This is a genomic window from Paenibacillus sp. L3-i20, from assembly GCF_022180385.2.
Taxonomy (GTDB): domain Bacteria; phylum Bacillota; class Bacilli; order Paenibacillales; family Paenibacillaceae; genus Pristimantibacillus.
This window is the reverse complement of the sequence record NZ_BQME02000002.1, coordinates 378592-401363: the sequence shown is the minus strand read 5'-3', so window position 1 is coordinate 401363 and position 22772 is coordinate 378592. Positions and strand designations below refer to the sequence as shown.

Annotated in this window: 26 protein-coding genes; 3 read left to right on the top strand and 23 right to left on the bottom strand. The window is 43.1% G+C overall.

Going from position 1 to position 22772, the window contains the following annotated elements; genetic code table 11:
* Nucleotides 1-63: 63 nt before the first annotated feature.
* The 11 genes from MFF31_RS15145 to MFF31_RS15095 form a co-directional block, all read right to left on the bottom strand.
* Nucleotides 64-990, bottom strand: coding sequence for a metallophosphoesterase family protein (locus MFF31_RS15145; protein ID WP_238188946.1), 927 nt, complete (start codon nt 988-990; stop codon nt 64-66).
* Between the two features lie 248 nt (nt 991-1238).
* Nucleotides 1239-1940, bottom strand: coding sequence for a ribonuclease III (gene rnc, locus MFF31_RS15140; RefSeq protein ID WP_238188945.1), 702 nt, complete (start codon nt 1938-1940; stop codon nt 1239-1241).
* Nucleotides 1930-3171: a beta-ketoacyl-ACP synthase II gene (gene fabF, locus MFF31_RS15135; protein ID WP_238188944.1), complete on the bottom strand. Its 1242-nt coding sequence runs from the start codon at nt 3169-3171 to the stop codon at nt 1930-1932. The genes rnc and fabF overlap by 11 nt, the downstream gene beginning before the upstream one ends.
* A 151-nt stretch (nt 3172-3322) precedes the next feature.
* Nucleotides 3323-3556, bottom strand: a complete 234-nt coding sequence (acpP, locus tag MFF31_RS15130) for an acyl carrier protein (protein ID WP_087572610.1) — start codon at nt 3554-3556, stop codon at nt 3323-3325.
* 93 nt (nt 3557-3649) lie between these two features.
* Nucleotides 3650-4399, bottom strand: a complete 750-nt coding sequence (gene fabG, locus MFF31_RS15125; protein WP_238188943.1) for a 3-oxoacyl-[acyl-carrier-protein] reductase — start codon at nt 4397-4399, stop codon at nt 3650-3652.
* Nucleotides 4400-4420: 21 nt separating this feature from the next.
* Nucleotides 4421-5353 (bottom strand): ACP S-malonyltransferase, encoded by a 933-nt coding sequence (fabD, locus tag MFF31_RS15120; RefSeq protein WP_238188942.1) that lies wholly within the window; start codon nt 5351-5353, stop codon nt 4421-4423.
* Nucleotides 5354-5402: 49 nt separating this feature from the next.
* Nucleotides 5403-6389, bottom strand: coding sequence for a beta-ketoacyl-ACP synthase III (locus tag MFF31_RS15115; RefSeq protein ID WP_238188941.1), 987 nt, complete (start codon nt 6387-6389; stop codon nt 5403-5405).
* A 9-nt stretch (nt 6390-6398) separates the two neighbouring features.
* Complete coding sequence (gene plsX / locus MFF31_RS15110; protein WP_238192049.1) at nt 6399-7388, bottom strand: phosphate acyltransferase PlsX; 990 nt, start codon at nt 7386-7388, stop codon at nt 6399-6401.
* Nucleotides 7372-7965 (bottom strand): transcription factor FapR, encoded by a 594-nt coding sequence (fapR, locus tag MFF31_RS15105; protein WP_238192047.1) that lies wholly within the window; start codon nt 7963-7965, stop codon nt 7372-7374. Before fapR ends, plsX begins: the two co-directional genes overlap by 17 nt.
* Before the next feature lie 349 nt (nt 7966-8314).
* The gene (rpmF, locus tag MFF31_RS15100; protein ID WP_116043433.1) at nt 8315-8488 is read right to left on the bottom strand and encodes a 50S ribosomal protein L32; all 174 of its coding nucleotides are present in this window, start codon (nt 8486-8488) and stop codon (nt 8315-8317) included.
* A 33-nt stretch (nt 8489-8521) separates the two neighbouring features.
* On the bottom strand, nt 8522-9046 hold the full coding sequence (locus MFF31_RS15095; protein WP_238188940.1) for a YceD family protein: 525 nt from the start codon (nt 9044-9046) through the stop codon (nt 8522-8524).
* A gap of 160 nt (nt 9047-9206) precedes the next feature.
* Here MFF31_RS15095 and MFF31_RS15090 point away from each other — a divergent pair, with 160 nt between their 5' ends.
* Nucleotides 9207-10451 (top strand): nucleotidyltransferase, encoded by a 1245-nt coding sequence (locus MFF31_RS15090; RefSeq protein ID WP_238188939.1) that lies wholly within the window; start codon nt 9207-9209, stop codon nt 10449-10451.
* Here the strand turns inward: MFF31_RS15090 and MFF31_RS15085 are convergent.
* Nucleotides 10448-11515 (bottom strand): S16 family serine protease, encoded by a 1068-nt coding sequence (locus MFF31_RS15085; protein WP_238188938.1) that lies wholly within the window; start codon nt 11513-11515, stop codon nt 10448-10450. The two genes, MFF31_RS15090 and MFF31_RS15085, sit on opposite strands and share 4 nt — an antisense overlap.
* A 113-nt stretch (nt 11516-11628) precedes the next feature.
* Between MFF31_RS15085 and MFF31_RS15080 the strand changes: the two genes are divergently transcribed.
* On the top strand, nt 11629-12858 hold the full coding sequence (locus MFF31_RS15080) for a nucleoside recognition protein (protein WP_238188937.1): 1230 nt from the start codon (nt 11629-11631) through the stop codon (nt 12856-12858).
* A gap of 3 nt (nt 12859-12861) precedes the next feature.
* Here the strand turns inward: MFF31_RS15080 and coaD are convergent, their stop codons facing one another.
* Complete coding sequence (gene coaD / locus MFF31_RS15075) at nt 12862-13404, bottom strand: pantetheine-phosphate adenylyltransferase (RefSeq protein ID WP_238188936.1); 543 nt, start codon at nt 13402-13404, stop codon at nt 12862-12864.
* Nucleotides 13391-14005, bottom strand: coding sequence for a 16S rRNA (guanine(966)-N(2))-methyltransferase RsmD (rsmD, locus tag MFF31_RS15070; protein ID WP_238188935.1), 615 nt, complete (start codon nt 14003-14005; stop codon nt 13391-13393). Before rsmD ends, coaD begins: the two co-directional genes overlap by 14 nt.
* 250 nt (nt 14006-14255) lie before the next feature.
* On the opposite strand from rsmD, the gene MFF31_RS15065 reads away from it, so the two are divergent.
* Nucleotides 14256-14705, top strand: coding sequence for a hypothetical protein (locus MFF31_RS15065; protein ID WP_238188934.1), 450 nt, complete (start codon nt 14256-14258; stop codon nt 14703-14705).
* 99 nt (nt 14706-14804) lie between these two features.
* Here MFF31_RS15065 and MFF31_RS15060 read toward each other — a convergent pair whose 3' ends face one another.
* The 9 genes from MFF31_RS15060 to MFF31_RS15020 all read right to left on the bottom strand — a co-directional run bounded on the left by MFF31_RS15060 (nt 14805) and on the right by MFF31_RS15020 (nt 22767).
* The gene (locus tag MFF31_RS15060) at nt 14805-15482 is read right to left on the bottom strand and encodes an N-acetylmuramoyl-L-alanine amidase (protein WP_238188933.1); all 678 of its coding nucleotides are present in this window, start codon (nt 15480-15482) and stop codon (nt 14805-14807) included.
* A 187-nt stretch (nt 15483-15669) separates the two neighbouring features.
* Nucleotides 15670-16146, bottom strand: a complete 477-nt coding sequence (locus tag MFF31_RS15055; RefSeq protein WP_238188932.1) for a phage holin family protein — start codon at nt 16144-16146, stop codon at nt 15670-15672.
* Nucleotides 16147-16330: 184 nt separating this feature from the next.
* Complete coding sequence (locus tag MFF31_RS15050; RefSeq protein ID WP_238188931.1) at nt 16331-19246, bottom strand: pyocin knob domain-containing protein; 2916 nt, start codon at nt 19244-19246, stop codon at nt 16331-16333.
* Between the two features lie 4 nt (nt 19247-19250).
* A complete protein-coding gene (locus MFF31_RS15045; protein WP_238188930.1) occupies nt 19251-19862 on the bottom strand; it encodes a putative phage tail protein in 612 nt (203 codons plus the stop codon).
* A gap of 1 nt (nt 19863) precedes the next feature.
* Nucleotides 19864-20943, bottom strand: a complete 1080-nt coding sequence (locus tag MFF31_RS15040) for a baseplate J/gp47 family protein (RefSeq protein ID WP_238188929.1) — start codon at nt 20941-20943, stop codon at nt 19864-19866.
* On the bottom strand, nt 20936-21292 hold the full coding sequence (locus MFF31_RS15035) for a DUF2634 domain-containing protein (RefSeq protein ID WP_238188928.1): 357 nt from the start codon (nt 21290-21292) through the stop codon (nt 20936-20938). The genes MFF31_RS15040 and MFF31_RS15035 overlap by 8 nt, the downstream gene beginning before the upstream one ends.
* Complete coding sequence (locus MFF31_RS15030) at nt 21280-21669, bottom strand: Gp138 family membrane-puncturing spike protein (RefSeq protein ID WP_238188927.1); 390 nt, start codon at nt 21667-21669, stop codon at nt 21280-21282. Before MFF31_RS15030 ends, MFF31_RS15035 begins: the two co-directional genes overlap by 13 nt.
* Nucleotides 21666-22454, bottom strand: a complete 789-nt coding sequence (locus MFF31_RS15025) for a phage protein (protein ID WP_238188926.1) — start codon at nt 22452-22454, stop codon at nt 21666-21668. Before MFF31_RS15025 ends, MFF31_RS15030 begins: the two co-directional genes overlap by 4 nt.
* Entirely contained in the window at nt 22447-22767 is a 321-nt protein-coding gene (locus tag MFF31_RS15020) for a phage baseplate plug family protein (protein WP_238188925.1), read from the bottom strand. Before MFF31_RS15020 ends, MFF31_RS15025 begins: the two co-directional genes overlap by 8 nt.
* Nucleotides 22768-22772: the final 5 nt, after the last annotated feature.

Sequence of the window (22772 nt, the reverse complement as noted above, 5' to 3'; positions counted from 1 at the left end):
GAGGTGTCGCCATATCGTAATATGCTGCAGCGACATCCTCATTTGCAATTAGTTCGACTTTAGTTATATAGAAGATTCATTTTTTAGCTTTTGTTGAAAATCGACACTTCCATCTTCTAGTCTTAGCCACGATTCAAAGGTACGCTCCCCTTCTTTCAGCCGTATTACTCTGGCACCGTGTGGAAAACCTTCTTTTCCATATGTATTGTATCCTGTTGCTCTTCCATAACAGAGCTTTATATCGTGCAGCACACCACAATAATCATTAATATGGTCATGACCTACAAAGGTGCCCAATACATCACGACGCTCTGCCATTGCAGCAAAAAAACCTGAATTGATTTCGCTGCAGCATACCCTTTCATGCTTATTGCCCATCACATCGCCTTGTTCCCAAGCGTCAACGTATTCTGGTAGTGGAATATGGAAAAAAGCGAGTGATGGTAGCGGAGTTCCGCCATTTCGATCTTGAAACGCCTTTGACTTTTGCGAATACCAGTCAATTTGATCTCTCGAAATCCAATCATATCCTTTAATATGCGTATGTTTGGAATAACATCCGCTGTCCAAAAAGTACAGTGCAGCTGCCAATCCTTTGTGCCCATGCACTTCAATAGTGTAATTGCCCCAGCCATGTAATCCCGGTGTATGACCCGTTTCACTAGACTCGAATGATTGCAGAACCGTTAACATTTCTTCACGAGTTATTTGGACTTCAGCATCATGGTTGCCAAGTACTGCTGCCCAAGGAATTCTGCTCCTCTCAGCGACTGCTACAGCATCCTTCAACGATCGGATGGGATCATCACATTTTGTGCTGTATATGATATCGCCTGTAAATACAATGAGATCCGGAGCTTCTTCTCGCACAACTCGTTCCATGAGATCATGTGTACGAATATCAAGTTCATCTCCATTTTGCCAATGCAAATCTGTAAACTGTACAATAGTGAAGCTGCCATCATCTCTAAAACGCAATGGTTTGTCCATGTCTGTATCCACCCTACTAAAGTTAGTAAAAGAAATGTATGAATGTATGAAATACTCTTATTGAACACAGCTTCATTATAACTCGAAATGATCGACATAAGTAGATTACAAGCTAAAACCCGGTTTCCTCAAGTTACTCTCTAAATAAAAAAGCGCCGTCACACAGGTAGATTACTCTACTTATGTGACGGCGCCTTCAAAAGAGTTGCTTCACTTAGCTACTCCTTTGCCTACTCCAGAAGGAACGTTTACGGCTCCTGAGCCAGCTTGTTCCAAGCTTCCGCAGCAGCACGTTGTTCAGCTTCCTTCTTCGTACGTCCAGCACCTACACCATAACGTTCTTCGCCAAGGTTAACCTCAACAACGAATTCTCTATCGTGAGCCGGTCCTCTTTCTTCCAAAATACGGTATTCTACAGGGCCTAGACCATAATGCTGTGAACGCTCTTGAAGTTTCGACTTTGCATCCTTCATCAACAATCCAAAATCGTTAGACTCAATATAAGGGAACATATGCGCTTCCAAAAAGGTTCGCGTCCGTTCTATACCAGCATCCAAGAAGATTGCTCCAATAAAGGATTCAAATAAATCAGCAAGCAGCGCCTGCCTATGTCTTCCGCCTAACTGCTCTTCGCCACGACCAAGCAAAACATGTTTGCCGAGATCAAGTCTTTCTGCGAAGTAGGCGAGTGACGGCTCACACACGACTGAAGCCCGCATTCTTGTAAGTTCGCCTTCAGGACGTTTCGGATACGTAGCGAACAAATATTCCGAAACGAGCAACTGCAATACTGCATCTCCAAGAAATTCAAGGCGTTCATTATCTTGTACGAAGCCCCGTTTATGCTCATTCACATAGGATGTATGCGTAAACGCTTGTCTTAATAACTTCGTTCGCTTGAAAGTGAGCTGCAGCGTCTGCTGCAGCTCATCAAAATTGTCATTCTTCATATGCTTTCATCACGATCGTCGCGTTATGTCCCCCGAATCCAAATGAGTTGGAAAGGGCAACCTGTACATTCGCTTCGCGTGGTTTGTTAGGTACATAATCCAAGTCAAACTCAGGATCCTGATTGTCCAGATTTATCGTTGGAGCGATAATGCCGTTTTTCAACGTGAGTCCAAGAATAACTGCTTCTACACCGCCCGCAGCTCCAAGCAAATGACCAGTCATCGATTTCGTCGAGCTGATAGCTACTTTATAAGCGTGCTCTCCGAATGTCTTTTTAATAGCAATTGTCTCAGAACGATCTCCAACTGGTGTCGAAGTACCATGAGCATTAATGTAATCGATGTCCGATGGCTCTAGCCCAGCATCCTTAATCGCCTTTGTCATACAGCGTGCTGCTCCATCAGGATCTGGCTCTGTCATATGATAAGCGTCTCCGCTCATTCCATAGCCAACTACTTCCGCATAAATTTTAGCACCGCGCGCCTGAGCATGTTCCAGTGATTCAAGAATCATTATCCCTGCTCCCTCTCCCATAACGAAGCCGTCACGGTCAGCGTCAAAAGGACGGCTCGCCTTATGAGGCTCATCATTGCGAACAGACATTGCTCTCATGGAGCAGAATCCAGCCATACCCGTTGGACGGATCGTCGCTTCTGCACCGCCAGCGATCATAACATCAGCGTCGCCGCGTTGAATCATTTTGAAAGAATCCCCGATGGAATGAGTTCCTGTCGCACATGCGGTAACCGCTGTACTGTTAGGTCCTTTTGCGCCAGTTAGCATAGACACTTGGCCGGAAGCCATATTGGCAATCATCATTGGAATAAAAAATGGACTAACCCGCTTTGGACCTTTCTCAAGAAGAAGATTGTGCTGGTCCTCCCAAGTTCCAAGTCCACCAATGCCGGAGCCGACCATAACGCCTACACGTTCTGGATCAGCATTTTCGCCGATTTGCAGCCCAGAGTCCTGAACAGCAAGTTTACTCGCAACAGCAGCGAATTGTACAAAACGATCCATTCTACGAGCTTCTTTTCTATCCAAACCGTAATCTTCGGGATTAAAGTTTTTAATTTCAGCAGCAATGCGTGTTGGGTATCCAGAAAAATCAAATGCCTCAACGACGGACACGCCAGATTTTCCTTCAAGCAAGTTATTCCAAAATTGCTCCAAATCAGAACCGAGTGAGGTCATAACCCCCATGCCTGTAACGACAACTCTTTGTTTCATAGCATTCACCTCTGCAGATAGCGTATAAGAACCGCTAGTGTAATCTTCATTTATATAAATAGCTTAAAAGCTCAATTATTTAATTAAAATGTGAAAATAAAACGTTTAACATGGAGAGAAGTCCCGTCTTTTACAACGGGACTTGTCCATCTTAGGTATGAGATTGTATGTAAGTCACAACTTCTCCCACCGTAGTGATTTTCTCTGCATCTTCATCAGAGATTTCCATATCAAACTCGTCTTCTAGCTCCATGACCAATTCTACTACGTCAAGAGAGTCAGCTCCGAGGTCATCTTTGAAAGAAGCTTCTAGTGTTACTTCTGCTTCATCTACACCTAGTCGGTCGATGACAATACGTTTTACGCGATCTACTACTTCGGACATCCGGTTCACCTCCTCCACCGTATTATACGAGAATTACTGATAAAATGCCATCTTTACCTTTTATGTGCGGCAGCCATAACACTTAGTGGCTTTCTACATATGCATGCCGCCATCCACGTGTACCGTTTGACCAGTCATATACGCAGCAGCATCTGAAGCTAGGAAGCGGACAGCATTCGCAATGTCAGCAGCTTCGCCAAGACGAGCCAGCGGTATTTGTGTAGACAACGTTTGCTTCATCTCTTCGGACAATTTGTCTGTCATATCTGTCTGAATAAATCCTGGAGCAACGCAGTTTACTGTAATGCCACGTGAAGACAACTCACGAGCACTTGCCTTAGTCAAGCCGATTACACCAGCTTTGGCAGCCACATAGTTGGCTTGACCGGGATTACCCATAACACCAACGACAGAGGAGATATTAATGATACGGCCGTAACGTTGCTTCATCATCGAACGAGATACTGCTTTAATGCCGTTAAAGACACCTTTAAGATTCGTTTCGATTACTTGATCGAACTCCTCTTCCTTCATTCGCATAATTAAATTATCTCTTGTAATGCCAGCGTTATTCACTAGGATATCGAGCGCCCCGAATTGCTCAAGCACGCTTTTCACCATAGCATCAAACTCATCGACCTTGCCAACATTCGCTTTTACGACAAATGCACGACGCCCAAGCGCTTCAACTGCTGCAGCCGTTTCAACTGCCGCAGCTTCGCTACCTGAATAATTAATAGCAACATCTGCGCCAGCTTCTGCAAGAGCGATAGCAATCGCTCTTCCGATGCCTCTCGATGCACCCGTTACGAGTGCTTTCTTACCTTCTAAGCTAGCAAACATAGCATTTTACCCCCGATATCGTTAATTAACCTGCAACGCTTCCAGCGCCGAAATGTTATTAATCGAAATAATGCGAACACTTTTATCCATTTTTTTGATAAGACCAGCAAGTACTGTGCCGGAACCAATTTCAACGAACGTATCTACTCCTTGTTCGATCAAATAACAGATGGTATCCTCCCATAACACTGGAGAATAAACCTGCTCAACAAGCAGCTTGCGAAGCTCACTTCCCGCTACTTCTTCCCGAGCTGTTACATTGGCAACAACAGGGATAGATGCATTTTTCATTTCGACTTCAGCAAGTATGCTGGCTAGTTGTTCAGCAGCAGGCTTCATTAAGGAAGAATGGAACGGTCCGCTAACTTCTAACGGAATAACCCGCTTTGCTCCTGCTTCATCCTTGCCTCTTTCAACTACTGCTTGAACCCCAGCTGCCGTTCCGGACACAACGATCTGACCCGGGCAATTCACATTGGCCAGCTCAACTGCTGAGCCTTCTGCCGAAATGGCTTCGCAAAGACTAGCCAATGCTTCTCGTTCTGCCCCAAGCACAGCTGCCATTGCACCTTGTCCGCTCGGCACTGCCTGCTCCATGTACAAACCACGTGCACGGACCGTACGAACCGCATCCTCGAATGACAGCACATTAGCAGCAACGAGTGCGCTATACTCACCCAAGCTATGGCCTGCTACATAATCTGCTCTTAATCCACTGCCTTCAAGCAGCTTTAGAAATGCGACACTAACCGTAAGCAGCGCCGGTTGAGTGTTAGCAGTTTGCTTCAACTGCTCATCTGGTCCATCGAAAATTAATGTTTTCAAATCGAAACCTAATGCTTCGTTTGCTTTATCGAAAATAGAACGAGCGCCCTCGAATGTATCGTAAGCGTCCTTCCCCATTCCGACAACTTGAGCACCTTGCCCTGGAAAAACAAATGCTGTTTTTGTCAACGATTTCTCCTCCTACACCATAGACAACTTCATTATCCGTTATACAAAATTACCAAATTAGTACAGATGCGCCCCACGTTAACCCGCCACCAAAACCAACGAATACTAAGCGATCGCCTTCCTTAATTCGGTTTTGCTCAACAGCCTCTGCAAGCGCCACAGGGATCGAAGCCGCTGACATATTGCCGTACTTGTCCAAATTAATCATTGCCTTCTCCTCAGGGAGGTTTAGACGATTCATTGCTGATTGAATAATACGGATATTTGCTTGGTGTGGAATAAGAAGATCAATATCCTCTTTAGTCATGCCCGCTTTTGCAAGTGCATCTTCCGCAGCGCTCCCCATAATACGTACAGCAAATTTGAAAACGTCATTGCCGGCCATATGAATATAATGTTGCTTGGACGAGATGCTTTCCTCTGAGGCAGGCATGCGTGAGCCGCCACCGCTTACTTTCAGAAGTTCACCGCCGCTGCCATCAGCTCCAAGCTCAAAGGATTGGAAACCGCGACCTTCTGCAACCTTCCCAAGAACAACAGCCCCTGCACCATCTCCGAACAGGATGCATGTGTTGCGATCTGTATAGTCCGTAATGCGGGATAGCGTTTCTGCTCCTACAACGAGTATATGATTGTACATGCCAGATGAAATCATGCTTGACGCTGTTGCTAAACCGTAAATGAAACCTGAGCAGGCAGCTGATAAGTCAAATGCTGCTGCTTTGGTTGCACCTAACTTACTTTGCAGCAGACAGGCCGTTGAAGGAAAAAACATATCCGGTGTAATAGTCGCAACTATGATTAAATCGATGTCCTCAGCAGTCAAACCCGATGCTTCCAATGCTCGTTTGGATGCTTCCAGCGCCAGATCCGAAGTGGCCTCCGTAGCCGCCGCCATTCTACGCTCCTTTATTCCAGTACGCGTTACGATCCATTCATCATTTGTTTCTACCATCTGTTCCAGCTCTTGATTCGTTATAATACGCTCAGGCACATATTTGCCTGTTCCAATAATGCCGACAGGATGCAAACTCATGTCACACACTCACTTCCCGTTAATTTCTGCGGAGATCGAGTCGATCAAATTCCCCTGTAGTGCGATTCGCGCTTGACGAACTGCATTTTTTACCGCTATAACATCTGAAGATCCGTGGCATTTCACCACAAGACCATTCAATCCAAGGAGTGGTGCACCGCCATGCTCCTTATAATCCATCTTTTTCTTCAATTGCTTAAGCTTAGGAAGCATAATTGCTGCAGCTATTTTGGTAAGTACAGAACTACCGAAAGCTTCCTTCAACATGGAGAAAATCGTACCTGCTGTTCCTTCCATTGCCTTAAGCATGATATTCCCTGCAAATCCATCACAGATGAGCACATCACAATTCCGATTCAATACATCTCTTGCTTCCACATTTCCGATGAAGTTAATCGGTGCTTGTTCTAGAAGATCGAATGCAGCTTTAGCAGTTTCGGTGCCCTTTTTAGCCTCAGTGCCGACATTAAGCAAACCAACTCGCGGTTCTTTAATGCCGTGAACCTTGGATCGATAAATGCTGCCCATTATTGCATACTGAAGCAAATGTTCAGGCTTAGCATCCATATTCGCGCCCAGATCAAGCGCAAGCACACCAATATCATCCATTGTAGGCATCATTGGAGCAAGCGCTGGACGTTCTATTCCATCCATTCGTCCAACGATAAGTAAGCCAGTAGCCATAAGAGCACCCGTATTGCCTGCTGATAACATAGCATCTGCTTGCTTGTCCTTGACCAACTGTCCTGCTACAACCATTGATGCGCCTTTTTTCCTTCTTACAGCTCTAACTGGCTCATCGTCGGGACCGATAACCTCTTCCGCATGAATGATCTTAACATTCGTTGGAAGGCTACCCTTCAGCAGCGGTTCAATCGCTACTTTGTCTCCTACTAGCAAAAGTTCTGTATCGGGCCATTCAGCAGCAGCTTCTAGTGCTCCTTGAACAATTAACCCTGGGGCATGATCCCCACCCATTGCATCAATGGCGATCCGCACTTTCATCTCCCCCTCCGTCAGCTTCACCTTCAGATCTATAGATAACGAAATTGCCCTGAAACACCATTTCGTCACCCACATATGTGAATAGCTCGACCTTAGATTTGCCTCGTTCTCCCGAGATAGACCTTACGTATGCTTTAGCTATACACTTCTCCCCAAGCTTAACGGGACGTATGAAGCGAATATCTGCTGTAACCGTAAGTGCAATCGCATCGTTAATTACTGCTACAGCAAGCGAGTTCGCTTGTGCGAACACATGATGTCCTCTTGCAATACCTGTCCGAGAAAAAACATGTTCTTCTCGAATTTCGAAGATCGATATGCCGCTTTTGTCGAGCTCCAGATCGACAATCTCCCCGATCACCTCATGAAGCGGCAATGAGCGCACTGAATCATAAGAGCGTTCAGCCATTAGCTTCATGCGCTCCCTAAGCTCAGGGATACCAAGCTCCATCCGATCAAGCCGAATGGTCTGGATGCTTACCTTCAGCAGGCGCGTTAGCTCACGATCCGTTATAAAAGGATTTTCTTCTATATGCTGGGCAAGCTGCTGATGCCGCTGCCGTTTGGGCATTCGTTCCATGCTCAGCACCACCTTTAATCTTAGTCTACTTTGATCACTGGAATAATTGAGTGCACTCACATGTTATCGATAACAGCGGAATCGCTTATTCCTTATTAGATATATGTAAAGTGTCTAGTTTTATCACCTGGTACTAATTAAGTATATGAGAAAACCTCTATCGAGGTCAACTCAGGATGAGCAACCGCGTCTAGAGGTAAGTTTTATCGCCAATAAGAATTTGTTTTCCGATTAAACTCGGAAACTAATAAATTCTTATGTGGAAAATTTCATTCTTTGCAATGAAACCAAAAAAATAGCACTTCACCGCAAGATGAAGTGCTATCATTGAAATCATTAATTATTGGGAAATGATCTCTTTTGTTTTGTAATATCCACAAACTTTACATACGTGGTGAGCCAACTTAAGCTCTCCGCATTGTTCGCACTTCACCATACCCGGTATTGCAAGCTTGAAATGCGTGCGACGTTTGTCGCGGCGAGTTTTGGATGTTCTACGTTGAGGTACTGCCATATTTCCCACCTCCTTCACAAAATTCACTAACACTTAATCCTTAAATAGATCCTTCAGCGAATCAAATCGAGGGTCAATCCGCTCGTTATTGCATCCGCATGTACGCTCATTTAAGTTCTGTCCACAAGTCTGACAGAGTCCCTTACATTTGTCATCACAAAGCGGGGCAAAGGGCATGAACAATTGAAGTGCTTCTTCCACAAAAGGCTTCAAGTCCAGTTTGTCCCCTTCAATTTCAACAAAATCACTATCTTCGTCTTCACCTGTGCCGTCCTCGGCATCGCCTTTGGAAGCAGGTTTAAACTGCTCAAAGAATGGGATAACCGTATTATGTCCCTTGGTCGGCTCCAAACAACGCGAGCACGCCAGCTCCAGATCAGCAGATAATTCGCCGTCAGCCGTAATGAATCCATCATGGCCGACAACCTCAAGCGATACATGCAGCGGACTTGTACGAATGACGTCAATCCGCCCCTTGAAGAGGCCGCTAACATCCAGGTCTTCTTGAATAGTTGACTTCAGGCCTTTGGCCATCATCTCTTGCATACGAAACTGCATAGTATCACCCCAAACAAACAAAGATTATTATAGCTATTTTTCTACCCTTTTGTCAACAATTTCGCGTTGCCAATTCGCAATCCACCTATAATATCGTGATTGACTGCCCTCTCTATGCTATAGTGAAACCACTAGTAATTACAAGAGAGGTTGAAGCTTCATGCGCGCCGTTGGAGTCATAGTAGAATACAATCCATTTCATAATGGACATCATTATCATTTGCAGCAATCACGTAAATTAACGGGCTCAAACGCCGTCGTCGCTGTCATGAGCGGTCATTTTCTCCAACGAGGCGAACCTGCTATGTGGGACAAATGGACACGAACACGCATGGCGCTTGCAGGCGGCTGCGACCTCGTAATTGAGCTTCCTGTCGCTTATGCAACCCAAGCTGCCGAATGGTTCGCATATGGCTCCGTTTCATTGCTCGAAGCAACGGGCATCGTAGACGCTTTCTGCTTCGGAACAGAAAGCGGTCAGCTGGCCCCCTTACAAATGGCTGCGAAGTTAATGGCTGATGAACCACCCGCATTCAAGACATTATTAAAAGAGCAGCTCGCAACGGGTACTAGTTACCCTAGCGCATTTAGCGCCTCTGTAACCGCATATTTGGGAGAACAAGGATATAATGAGTTTGCAAAGTTTCCATTCGCAATGCCCAATCATACACTAGCTCTGCACTATTTGCTAGCGCTAAATCGAATTAAAGGTAAAATGGAGCCATTTACCATTGCAAGAGAAGGATCACAATACAACCAAAATACAATTACTGATAGAGAAATCGCAAGTGCGACCGCATTAAGAAAGCTGTTGATCGATAGTCAGTCCATCGAGAAAATTCGCAGCTACATACCGTCAACTATCTTTAGTATTGCTGAGCAAAGTTGGAATGACGGCTTACCACCTATAAGCTGGGACAATTACATACGTCCTCTTATACACGCTATACTAACAAAATCTCCAGCGCAACTTGCGGAGCTTCATGAGCTATCTGAAGGACTTGAGTATCGAATTGTGAACAGCATGCCAAATCTTACATCTGCCGACTTTGAGCAATTAATTGCGTTATTAAAAACGAAACGTTACACAAGAACTAAGCTGCAACGGTCATTGCTGTCCATCTTTTTAGAACATAGGAAATCAGATTTCTCCCCGGACAAGCTTGCGAGTGGCGTACAATATATTCGTGTACTAGGCTTCTCTGAAAAGGGAAGGCAACTTCTTAAACGAATGCGTACGACTGCAACGCTTCCCATTCTAATGAGTGCTGCTAGACCACCGGAACGATATCGCTACTTGGAAATGGACATACAAGCAAGCAACGCCTATATGCTCGGCGTTCCAGGTTCAGACCTCTCAACTTCCATGTATCGGGATTACCGTGACAAGCCTATCTTCGGCTAGCCATTCGAATGGTGCGCAGAGATTGCATTAATCGCATCTTGGAGTGTCTCTACAGCCACAATATCCATTTTAGTTCCCATCGCCTTTGCCTTGGCGCGGGCCGCTTTTTCATTTTGCTTCGGTACTAGGAAAAGCTCCGCGCCTTGCTGGCTAGTAATGACGACCTTTTGCTTAATTCCACCAATCGCACCGATTTTACCTTCTACATCAATCGTTCCAGTTGCTGCGATCTGTGCTCCGCCAGTCAAATCACCCTCCGACAATAGATCTATTGCTTGCAGAGTAAATACTAGGCCTGCGGAAGGACCGCCAATCTCCCCAGCAGCAATCGTTAATTGTTGATTCTTGTCGTTCGACTTAATCGCACGAAGTTCGGTGAATCCTGTTACTCCGAGCAACTGAGCAAAATACTTTGTTGTCCATTCCCCTTGAGCAGCATCTGTCATCAAAATTTTTAACGACAACTTCTTATCTTGCCGCTCAACATCAAATGAAAGACTGCTCCCATCTTTGCCGTCCCAAGCCGATTTTAACTTCACAATAGCATCATCTACACTATGGAATCGTTCACCTCCACTAAGACCGAGCAAACGATCTCCACTATGAAAAGGACTGACTCGTTGACCATCAATTTTATTAACATCGGAGATTAAGATAGCATCCGTCTCAACTTTATATGGAATTTGTAAATATCGGTAAGCTGCTTCAACTGCATCATTTTGCGAGCCTTCCATAATGACTGTAAGTCGTTCTGCATACTGCTTCTGGGACTCCCCTCTGAACACATCCCTCTTCAGAAATACATCCCGATCAGAATCAAAGCCTGCTCGTACAACTCTCCACATGTTAGGAGCAGTCAATTTAACTGCTGTTAGCATAAATTGCCCCTTGTCGCCGCCACTATCTCCATCGCCTTGTACGGTGATCATAGGCTCAACTGGAACAGCAATGCCAGGTTCATACACGAGGTATGGGGTAGGTGCATATAACAATACCCACATCGCAATCGCAGTAACGGTTGCCGACAACACAACTCTCCGTAATATGGGTAGCCCTCTTCGCATAGACTGTTCCCCCATTCTATACTTGCACTATTCGACTATGGTCTATCTCCTTCATTAGTTGCGTACTAATATACGAAAAGGTTTGTCCAAGAAAGCTGAGGAGTTGAAAGGAATTGTACAAAACTATCCTTCTCGCCATTATCTCTATTCTACTAGTAAGCACAATCATATTGCAGCCCGACGAATCGTTTCGTGCATCGCTGCAAGGGCTGACCGTTTGGTGGAATATCGTCTTCCCGGGATTGCTTCCCTTTCTTGTACTATATGAAATTATGCTCGCCTTTGGACTAGCTCACGCATTAGGTGCATTGCTTGAGCCAACCACTGAGCGATTGTTCAAAATGCCTGGTGAGGCTGCTCTTGCCATCGTATTCGGTTGGATGGGCGGTTACCCTGCTGGCTCCGATGCTGTTGCATCGTTGCGGAAGAGAGAACTCGTCAATCGAGCACAGGGGCAGCGCTTGTTGGCTTTTGCACATATGCCAAATCCATTATTTATGCTTGTTGTCATCGGTGCAGGCTTCCTGCACAAACCGTTTGCCGGCATTATGATAGCCGCTGCTGTCTGGGCTTCTGCCGTATGGTTAATACTACTTACTTCTCTCTTCCACAAGAGATCAGAAACCACACCTAATGTCACTCCAGTCAATACAAATAAACGGCGACTGAATCCCGTTCGTTCAGCTACGCTCGCCCTGCAAAAAGGTAGGGAACAAGACGGACGAAGCTTCGGAAAAGTGCTTGGGGATGCCGTTTCAAATAGTGTACAGAAGCTTATGATGATTGGCGGCTTTATGATCTTTGCAGCCGTAATAGCCAAGTTGACTGAACCGCTCCTTGCGCCTTTTCTAAAGCTCGGCTTATCTTTTGTCGGGCCAGCCTTATTTGAGAGCCATCTGGGAGCTTATGCAGCAGCCATTTGGAACTCAGATAACATAGATGCTGCCTTTGGCTGCGCCGTCATCGCTGCGATTCTTGCTTGGAGCGGTCTTAGCGGCATTTTGCAAACCGGCTACTCCGTTTCTGGAACTGACCTTAAGCTTATGCCGTTTGTTCTACATCGTTTAAGTCACGCCCTGCATGCGTTTCTATTAACATTACTTCTTTGGCATCCAATCAGCTGGCTCTACCATAAACTTACTCCCAATGGAGGCTTTCCAGTGATCACCTTCGGTCAATACAATGCCACATCAATCGACGTCAGCATGCCACTTTCTGCAATTAAAATGGATGGATTACCCGTCCTTTGGCCTTATTCAATAGCTATATTCGGCGTCTTGCTCATCGCACTAATAATCCTATATTTGATCACAGGTCGAAATCGTCCCAGCGTACATCACTGAGATTTATTCGTTCTCGGCTTGATATTTAGCGATTAATCTCACTTCAACTTCTGGCGGTACAAGCTCACGCACTTCGCCCTGAAATTTTGCAATTTCTTTAACGATGCTGGAGCTTAAATAAGAATATTTAGGGTTCGTCATCATAAACATTGTGTCAATTTCTTCATCAAGAAGATGATTCGTCGATGCAAGCGTAAGTTCATATTCAAAGTCAGTAACGGAGCGTATGCCACGAATGATGACATCAGCTTGTTTTGTCTTCATGAATCGGACGAGCAAATCCCGAAAACTATCTACTTCTACATTAGGAATATCCTTCGTTACCTCAATAAGCAGCTCTTTGCGCTCCTCAACTGAAAACAATGGATTTTTGCTCGAGTTATTCAACACAGCAACAATTAAGCGATCAAATTGCTTCGCTGATCTGCGAATAATATCCAAATGACCAAAAGTTACCGGATCAAAGCTCCCAGGGTACACAGCAATTCTTTCTTTTTTCACGAATGGACTAGTTTCCTTGTTAAGTTCATTATTAGATGTTGTCATCAACTTTGCTCCCATCCGTGTTATGTTCCATGCCTTCACTGTCTTTTTCATTTTCGTATTGATATATAGTGACGGCAATATCGCCGTATTTGGCATATTTGATTTGCTCAAAATTTGTCATCTCTTCTGGATATTTAAATGAAGCATCATGCTCGACAACTATGAGTGCATCAGGTGCTAACATGTCCTTCTCCGTAAGCTCGACCATTAGCTTGTCCATTTCAGTCATTCGATACGGCGGATCTAAAAATACAAGCGTAAACTTCAAATCACGTTTGGCCAATGCTTTAAGCGCACGTTCCGCATCGTTGCGATAAATTTCTGCGGCGCTGTCCGCACCAGCTGTCTTAACATTTAAACGAATAATATCAATACTAATCTTCTCTTTATCGACCAAAATAATTTTGTCCGCGCCTCTACTCCAAGCCTCAATACCAAGGCCACCTGTACCCGCAAACAAATCCAGTGCCGTTCCTCCGTCGAAATAAGGACCGATCATGCTAAATATGGCTTCTTTCACTTTATCCGTCGTCGGTCTTGTATTCGTTCCCGGCACGGCTTTAAGCGCGCGCCCTCTAGCCACGCCCGCAATGACTCTCACTGCAACTACCCCTCTCGCTTACAATTCTGTTTATCGTACCATACATTGTATTTAAGAATAAAGAAAAAGCAGCACTTAAAGAGAGATTCATCGAAACACAAATCAGTCTCTATATCGAAGACATCCTCTCCGTTGGCGTGAACAATATTCATTCACATAGGATTAGATGTATTTCATTGTTCAATAAAAAACTTGCAGAAATGAAATCTTATAGTAGACTAATAGGAAAATAAAGGGGGACAATTGAACTATGAAAAAATTACTATTTTTTACTACAACCCTACTATTTCTCTCTATCTTAGTTGGATGTAGCAATAATTCTGCTGGTGGTGGAAAAATGACCGCTGGAGAAAAGATGGCGCTTAATTACGTTACTATCTATTTGAATGGCAATGATGAGGAAGCTAAGAGAAAGTATGTAGAGGAGAGTATACACCCTGACGTCGCAATGCTTTTTCAATTAGGTGCCGCTTCTATTGCACCTGAAGATCAGCATTACAAAAATCCGAGTGTCTTAGATACTGTGAAGCATAAAGCCGAGGACGGAACTGACGGTAACCTGACGCTTATTAAGGCAGAGGACGGCAGGGAAATTATCGTTCTGCTTATAGATCAAAAGGTTACGTTCGCTTTCGTAAGTGATAACGAAGCGGAAGATATGAAAGCTTCCTTTGACTCCTTAAGAGCAAAATTTAAATAACTAACCAGAGACTCTTAAAAAAGAAAAACCTCTCATTTAGCGCATAGGACAATATTCTCCCTTCATACCTATGCAAAGGGAGATGTTGCCATTGTCTGATCAGTTTGTAGCTCTTTTAATTGTCACAGCCCGAGTCTTTCCGTTCCACGTTACTTGGGCACCAAAAGCTTCTGCTACAGCACGAACTGATACTGATGTTACCCCCTTTTTCAAGGTTCCCTTATGCTCCAATATCTTTCCGTTCACAATGATATTCACCTGATCACTTACAGGATCGACAACAGGTAGCAACCTAGCAGCAACACTCGCTTTAAATTCCAACCACCCTCCCCACTTACCATCCATGTTCATGAGGCGTGGGCAGTTTTTGCCCGACCAATCGTAATGTCGGCGAAGTTTTTCTACACCCCAACCTCGCTCTTTTAGCAAATTCGCTACTAGTTCGACAGCTCGCTCGAGCGTTTTGGCGTAGTTGCCACTTTCGCAAATCTCAATTCCGATAGATGCTCGATTCCCAGGGCCGTTGCCATCACCCGCATGCCAAGCTACCTCATTAAGCGGTAAACACTCAAGCGCTCCATGCTCATCAATGACGATATGATAGGATGCTTGGCGTTTATTAGATGGATTTGCAAGCCAATTGCGCTCGTTCTGTGCTGTACTAATTGGATTTCCTGTGTTATGAATAGTCATTGTAGTAGGAGACATAGTGATGGCAGGACGACGATTATAAGGAGTAGATTTAGGAATGTGAAACTGCTTATATTGATCTATCATTTAAGTGATATCTCCTTCCCAAATTGTTAAGCGTATTGTTAAAAATGCACTTGAAAATAGCCACCTACTAGAGTGTCACGAAGCATATATTCCCCATGATTATGTCTTATTAAAAACGACTATAAGAGCGCTTTTACTAGGAAGATCTTCAAATGCTCAAGCAGGGCTTATATAAATTGATCTACTTTTATTTTTGTTCAGTTTTAGTTGGTAGAGTATCAGGCTTTATCGCCGTTTTCTCTCTATTTTTCTCCTGAAGAATAGTTAAAATGTCCTTAAACACAGTAGGGGTTTTAAGTCCACAACGAGTATAATTTTCTAGGATGGATACCACTTCATTAGCAAGCCAAAAGTAGATAACTCCATTCATTACAATGCTTGTACCTAAAGCTACGTCGAGCTTGTGTCCTAAAAATACCATTAATAACATCATGCCTTTTTTACATAAACCAAAAAATCCAACTGTACTTCTCAATCCTCTACCTTCTTTAATGCTAGCAGCGATCCCTGAGACATAATCGATTCCAAAAACAATTATTAGTAGTTCTAATACTCCAGTCCACCCACCATACATATAAGATATTAATGATCCAAAAATCCCTGATGTTGTATAAAGCAGCGTCCAATCTCTATTCGCTAGAAATTTAAATGTGAAGTGTTCCAAATTGTGTCACGCACCCTTAATCTTTTTTTATTAATAAGAAAGAGAGCATCCATGAACAGAATACTCTCTTGATTTGAATACAATGTGTAGTTAATTTGAATGGTAATCATCTATAGTTGAGTTTTTGATAGAAAAGGGTAATAAAATTGATATTTTATGCCTCCAAAATAAAGTTTGACTACTATTAATCTCCGACAAGCAATATTTGGTAAGATCCGTTACTCATCGAGCTTGGGTTGTTGGAATCGTGGTTAGCCAAAACCGAAACCGTGCAACTACTACTAGAAACACTAGATAATGACACACGAACTGAAAAATCTATTGATCCATAGACTGATATGTTTGTATGCCCCGTCATATACCCAGGGTTGGCACCAGCACTACACACAACAAAATACCTGTGAAAGCCTGCCCAGTAAGCCCCGCCTTGTACGACAACAAATTTCGGGGTAAAGCTTAGACCAGTAATAACTTTAGACGCAACTGTTGTGCTCCCCCCATTTGGTATACTGACACTTTCAGGGTTAGACATATCTGTTACGAATAGCCCTTTACCTTCCCGCAAGGTTCCCATCACATTAAAAATTTTAGTTCCTTCTCTGATATTTTTAGCTAGTAAAGATGGTTCTGATAATTCTAATGCCCAGTCTCCTGCTTTATAATATCCATTGGCTGGCATAACTGCATGAACTAAAGTATCACCCTCAGCATTATTCCAGTTTGCACGAGTTGTAGTACTTGTCATATTTGCCATAGTGCCATTCGTTTTTACTCCCCCAATATACGCAGAAGTACCCGATAGTAAATTAGCGGCAGTGGCTGTTGCATCTTTGGAGATATTTGAAATCTTTGTAGCTAGTTGTGCAAATGTTTCTGCCCCACCTGCTGCTTGATTCATGCCAGTAATGGCATTGGCAATAGCCGATTTACCGTTACTGGCAGATGTAAAAACCTCATTTATAGCTGCAACTAAATTGGTCTTATCCCCAGTTTTCAAATTCGGTAAAAACCCAGTTGCAGCATATGTTGCAAACTCAGCCCATGGTGTCCATGCAGACGAATTTGTTTTGTTTCTTAAATACATAGTGCTTGAACTTGTCTCATATATTGTTTGCCAAATCCAATTTGATGAATTATTGTGGGTTCCACCATCACTGACAAAAACATCAACGACCCCAAACCCATTGAATGGGCCATTTATGGCATCATTAGCGAAATTATATTTGCCATGAGTGAGAAGAGTATTGAAATCCCGAACTACTCCACTATTTTTTATCTCGTAATCGCTACCCAATCTTCCATGTAACATATCAGCATCTAATTTGCTACCGACACCATCATTTCCTTCGTTCCATATTTTTAACCAAGGACTCCAAGTTCCACCACCACCAGCTTGAGGCGGTGCACCGTAACGATACATGATATTTCCATTATCATAAGGAAAAGACACTTGAGTGATTGTATCAAGAGTTCTCAAAACAAGTAAATTACCATAGGTGTTATGTGGCGGTGCATTTGTATGTGATGCTTCTCCTAATAATCTATATGTTCCAGACACTATAGCATTATTAATATCAGATGGTGCAATACCGACTTGCATAAGGTCAGTAGCATGTAAATTATCTACCATATCCGCATTAAGATCAGGAATTTTTGTGGTATTCCCATGTAAATTCATAAATTGTCCAGTTCCGAAAAAGTCTACGCCATCTGTTTCAATCCAGTTTCCCGAATTACGAACAACCACTGTATTTCCTTCGGGAGCAATTGACGTTTGATAGCTACGTATTGTATCCGCATCTAATCCGCTACCTGCACCATCATTCCCTGAATCCCATATTGTTTTCCATGGTTGCCATGTGCCATTGACTTTATTTCTATACCTTGTTGCAATGTTTGAATTTATTGGTGTGTGCCTTTGTAAACAATAGACTGAATTATCTCCCCAGTTCATGTGTTCGAGATACCCTTGATTAGAACCATTTTGTCCTGTGAATGGACTACCTGTAAATGTGTCAGTAACTCTATGAATTCCGTTAGTTGTAATAGTGTCAGCATTTGTAATCTGACCAAGAGTTCCAAATTTATAGAAATCACTACTACGTAAGCCGTTTAACATTTCTACATTCATACCAGTGACTACCGTACTACTATTTACTGTAAATGGAGCTTTGCCTGTAGGTACTAGAAAATTTGCTTGTCCACCTATAGATACATCTCCTGTAAAACCTACTTTTGCTCTTGGGAGTATAGCAGTATCTGTAGTGTAAATACCAGATAAAACCATATTATTCATTACACCTGATATAGAAGCTGGATCAGCAGATAAACCTTCCACATGAACAGTAAGCGCTTCAGTATAAGCACTATTATATTGATATGCTATTTTGATTTGAAATTTATTTTTTGTTGTATCCCAAACAATATCAGAAATAGATACAAATTTCCCTATATTTCCTATTTCTTCTTCGTATCTTGTTTCTTGTGAATGAACAAATCCTTCATTCGTAAAAATTGCAAATCTTTTACGAACTAATCCTGAATTATCTTGACCCACCCACGTACCAGTTACACTAACATCAAAATAGCCTCTAAAAGGTGCAGAGAAATTAATATCAAATTTTTGATTAGGAGTGTTCGCTAAAGTAGAAATATTTCCAAGAGATTTACTAAATTTATTACCATTTTGTATTTCAGGAGATATAACCATTGAAAATGTTGGTTTAGCAGTTGTTCTAACATCTTGGTCTAACTTCTGATTAATAGGATCAATCATTCCATTTACTTCAGCCTTGGTATACTTAGCATTCCAAACAGCTTTCTCCGCATCTGTCACGAAGCGGTTATTGACATCTTGCGTAATGATGGTAGGCGAGTGATTAACTGGATGCACATAGTTATTCGCTCCTGTAGCAACGCCTGCAAGCTTCGTTTTTTCCGCAGTTGAATAATCTTCCGTGGACAATTGCTTCCCTGCTACTTTGTCCACCTTTCCACCGACAGCTGTATCAATAATATCCGAGTTATCATTTAAATCTTTGATATCAGTAACATCTGAATATTCTGGTTTTTTCAATCCTAAATTGCTAGTAGTTAACATCGTATCACTCCTCGTAAACTCGTAATTCGCCCCACGTTTTCGTCTTTGCTTCGCCCCATTTTAAAGAGATTACGTCATCCCAAACGGTATAAGTATAGCGAAAACTACATGCTAAATGAGCAGGTTTTATATCATCAAGCATTTGGATAAAAGCACCCATATTAGGCGGTATACCCTTTACCCCAATAAATACGACCTCAAATCTACTTTCTGCTGGATACTCCACAACATTAACCTCGCCACCACTAAACGCTGCTGCTGTAAGTACAATCATTTCTTTAGTTGTTGTGCCCGCACCTAACAACTTAGCCTTAATGATCTCTCTTCGGCGAGCTGGCGAAAGAGTGATCTCTGCTGCTAAACCAAAATCCTTCTCCCAGTCAAGGAGTCCCCATGTAGCAATATCAATTGATCTTTGCTTTCGAGTTTCGACAATATACGATCCAATGCTGCCTAGTTGCTCTCCCATCAAATCGTGCAGCTTACGGACATTTGTACCTAGCCGCATCCAATCAGGAAGATACTTACTAAGATCGGGCTTCTCGCTCTCTGAACCATTATCTTCGGTAGAATCTTCACTATTACAATATGAGCCGTATGGCTTATGCTCGTACATGCTACACCCCCACCGTTAAGAGACCCATTACAGCAATCTCATCGGACTGTAATAAAACGTTGGATGCAGTGCTATTAAGAAGAAGAGTCTTGTAATCAAGCACACCAGGGACTCCGAGTAAAATCGTTCCGATCTTTGCAATGCTTATATATGAAGTAGTTAGTGCGTTTTCTTCAAGATATACATCCAAATCTACCTTGAAAGCTTCTATAACAGTCTGTAAATGCGTGCCTGGAGCTAAAGTGACTTGAACGCTTATGTTTAAAGTCTTTGATCTAGCAGCATTAACACTCACTTCTGCACCGATTGGTCGCATTTTTTCAATGTATGTTGTCACTTCTGTAACGAGCTCAAGACTGGCCGGAAGCTTCTCCGTATCCACCAAAACAACTTTTACCGTCCCAGGTCCATTCCAAAGTGGAAAAACTTTCGCTTTGCCAATTCCCATGACATTAAGAGCCCAGTTCATGTAATCGGCCGCATTCCCGCTTGTACCAGGATTTTGGGTTTTAGTTAAGATACGACTGCGAAATACCGGATCGTTTTCCGTATCTAATCCGCCATATGTTTCCGCTGTATTCAAGCTACTTACTATATTCGCATCAGGGTTAACAATTGTAACAATTGTTCCTGCTCCAACGTTTCCGTTACTTCCTGCTTCCACTGCCTGTACAAGTACGGTCGCAGAACCATTGCTGTCTAGCGTATGTGCCTCTAAAGTTTCAAAGATCATATTCGTTGCAGTCTTTAGACGAAATCCTACCGGAACAGTAAATAAAGGAGTACCCATTATTGTAACTTGCCCCTTTGCTGGCTGAGCAAGTGTGCGAGAGAGATTGAAGTTTGCTCCTAATCTATCCAAACTGCGGCCCGTTGCACTATGAACGTGACTGCTGTAATAAACATCCTCCAAGCTCTGCCACAAACGTCCAAGAAACCAAGCAACAAGACGGAGTAAAATACCAAGCGCTGAGCGTTCACTTGTATTAATTTGCTGCCCATATACTTCTTTTGCCTTAACTTCCATTTCAGAAAATATATCTGCAAATCGTTTTCGTTTAAATCCATTTGGATTAAGCAATATTCTCGACCTCCCCCTTATAGCTCTCACCGTTCTTGCCCATAACCATAAATGTTATGAGCAGCGATCTTCCTTTCTGATCAGTTTCAAAATTTATCGTATCCACCGATTCAATACGTTCTTCGCGGAGCAATGCTTGCTGCAGTTCACTACGCATTAATTCCTCATTCGTCTGCTTGCCTAGAAAAAGGTCGTGGTTCATACCCATATTCGGATTAAGAAACCATTCTCCCACATTCGTTGCAATTTCGTGGCGGCAACACTGAACGACTTCCTCGTGCCCTTTAATGAACTGGAAGTCGCCCTGCTGAATGACGAGATCGCCGCCCTCCATTTTTAAAGACTCCATGGAAACACCCCCACTATTACAGCGTCATTCACATCATGCATGCGTGAACTGTCTGGTTTTGCTACTTTGCCCGTCTGTGCGTTCTTCAGTTCACGGTCCGCACAAACAACGAGCACGATATCTCCCGCTTTTACAAATGGTACGCATGTCGTTTCAATGCCATCTATTAAATAACGTTGACCTAGAACAGGAACATGTTCAATAATTGCTGGCTCTGATGTCGTTGTCCGGATAAGTGGTTGCAGACACGCTCTATTAATGGTCGCTTGATAGGAAAGTACTTTGCATGGAAAAGCGACATGCATACCGCCCGACTTTTTGTTCCACCAACGAGTGAGCATCATAGAGAGCGCGGCTGATGGATCAGCTTGCTTCACTGTATCGCCTCCACTTCTGTTTTGAAATCACCCGAATTGCTAAAGCGGTGAGAACCTTTTCGAACAAATAGTTTTCCCTTAAAAGCTTCACATGTCAGATCGATAACTGAAGCTGTCGTTATGCGATACTGTAATTGCGATGTAGCTTGATAGCCCTGTGCTTCACTTTCGTTAAAATATGAAGGAGACCCTAGAAGACCCGTCTCTGCGGACAATTTGAAAACATCATCTTTACCTTTTTTCAGATTACGAATATAGAGTTGACCTTTATTAATAAATGCCGATGTTTTGCATTGGGCAGCAACCTCAGATAATATTTTCGTTACCTCACCTTTTGCCGTAAATCCCTCTACATATTGGTAATCATCCACGAGCTCAAATTGAGCAACAGGCAACTTTATCGATTTTGCCATATCCTTTAAGATGTAGCTTGCTGAGGTACCAGCCACATATGTTTTTTCAATTTCTTTACGTTTGCTAAAATCCTCAGAATCAAGAACATGAATAGTCGTGATACGATTAACGCCTTCCGTTACTGTTGCCGCCTTGCTAATATAGCCGTGAAGAATTACACCGACATCACCGGTATAACCTGCATTCACCGTTAGTTTTTTACCAGGCTTTATCGTTTGAATAGAACGATTTGCTAAGTTCCACAACTTAATCTCACTTTCGTTAGGCAACGGATCATCATCAAAGGGAACCGTTCCCTCCATCGTAAGATCGGCGTTAGAAAAGCGTATATTATTAGTTATGATTTCAATGACACGCCCAAAATTACGCATCGCCTTTCACCTCATACAAAAACAAAAACACGCTATCGGATAGCGTGTTCCAGTTTACGTCTTGTGATTTCTTAGATTCATCGTATGGAATGATCGGAGTTTTAGGAAATCGATTATCGAGTACATCGCCAAATAACTGAACACCGTAGACCATTTTTTCACCGACGACTAATACTTCACCGTCAAGTTCAAGATCTACAGTAAAAAAATCATACTCACTATTATAGTGAATTTCGAACGTAAACAACTCGTTATCTATCCCCATATCAAATCGATAGGGTACGAGGTTTTTCTCAATCTCAATATACCTCATATCCA